Source organism: Streptomyces sp. NPDC033229, from assembly GCF_055576875.1.
The window spans coordinates 1-1369 of record NZ_JBVIQR010000208.1 but is presented as its reverse complement, the minus strand read 5'-3'; the positions used below and the strand labels follow the sequence as shown (position 1 = coordinate 1369).

Below are 1369 nucleotides of genomic sequence, written 5' to 3'. Positions count from 1 at the left end.
GTTGATCCTGGTCGACAACCCGTCTACCAGGAGCTTCACCACTACGTACAGCCCAACCACCCCCGCCCGGCCCCCATCAGGTTGGAAAAGGCTCAAGGTGACAGCCCCATGACCGGCTTCACGAAAATCTGGAAGAGCCGCTTTTCATGGCCGCTGACAGTGGGCTCAGGCGTTGAACAGATGGGAAATATTCGGATGTGGAGGAAGTGGGCTTGTTGCTTCGGTTGGTACCGTGAGAGTGTTTCAGAGTCATGGACCGCCTCTCCTGACCGTCCGGGGAAAAGGCGAAATGCAGTCTTCAGGGCGGCCTGAGGGTCGCCTTGCACTTGACACATAACCGTTCTTTCGTCGCTCGTCTATGGGCCGTCTTCTTTGTCAATGGGGCCGTTCTTTCCAGTTGGGCCCCGCGTACTCCAGAGGTCAAGCGCCTCCTTAATCTGAGTGACGGTGAACTGGGTATTGCCTTGTTCGGTGTCGCCGCAGGATCTGTTCCGGCGCTGCTGCTCACCGCTCGGATCCTCGACCGTATGAGATCAGGGCCGGTGTGCGTGGTTACCGCCCTGTTCTTCAGCGCGTCGCTGCCCCTGATCGGCTTCGTCGATGGTATGTGGCAGCTGACCGGAGCGCTCATGCTGCTCGGTGCAGCCAGCGGCGTCCTCGACATCGCCATGAACAGCGCCGGCATCGCCTACCAGCATTTTACTGGTCATCGGGTCCTGTCCCGGTTGCACGGTGGATACAGCCTAGGTGTGCTCGTCGGCGCCCTTGGCGGCGTAGCTGCCACGCATGTTGGTGCCAAGGTGACCGAACACTTCCTCGCCGTTGCCGTTCTCCTTGTGGCTCTGACCCTGCTGTGTGCTCCGATATTGTGGTCCCAACCCCGGAGCTCCGCAGAGCGAGAATCCGAAGACACCCCGGTCCTGGTGCGAAACGGGCGCTTGGGCCTGCCATGGACGATCGCGATGCTCGCCGTCTCCGGTCTGCTCATCGAGGGGCTGGTGACCGACTGGTCGGCTTTGCTGATCACCCGCGACCATGGAGCTTCCGCCTCTGTGGGAGCCACCACACTGGCTTTGTTCAGCTTGGCGATGTTCATCTCCCGTTCAGCCGGTGACGCCGTGCTGAACCGCTTCACGGAACGCACAGTCCTGACAACCGTTGCCGTGGTCGTGATCTGCCTCGTGCTGATTGGCTCAGTCGCCGCCGGTCCCCTGGCCATGACGGTGACCATCGGCCTGGTAGGGCTAGCCCTGGGCCCGGTGTTCCCTGTGGCAGTCTCCCGTGCCAGCCGATCCGCACCGGGCCGAGCCGCGGCGATGACCGCGCAGGTCAGCACTGTCGGGTACATCGCGTATCTCGGTGGGCCGCC

Annotated in this window: 1 protein-coding gene; it reads left to right on the top strand. The window is 62.2% G+C overall.

Annotated features, from left to right (window positions below):
* Positions 1 to 326: 326 nt before the first annotated feature.
* A partial coding sequence (locus tag ACZ53N_RS37435) for an MFS transporter (protein ID WP_469145147.1) occupies positions 327 to 1369 on the top strand: 1043 nt, incomplete at its 3' end.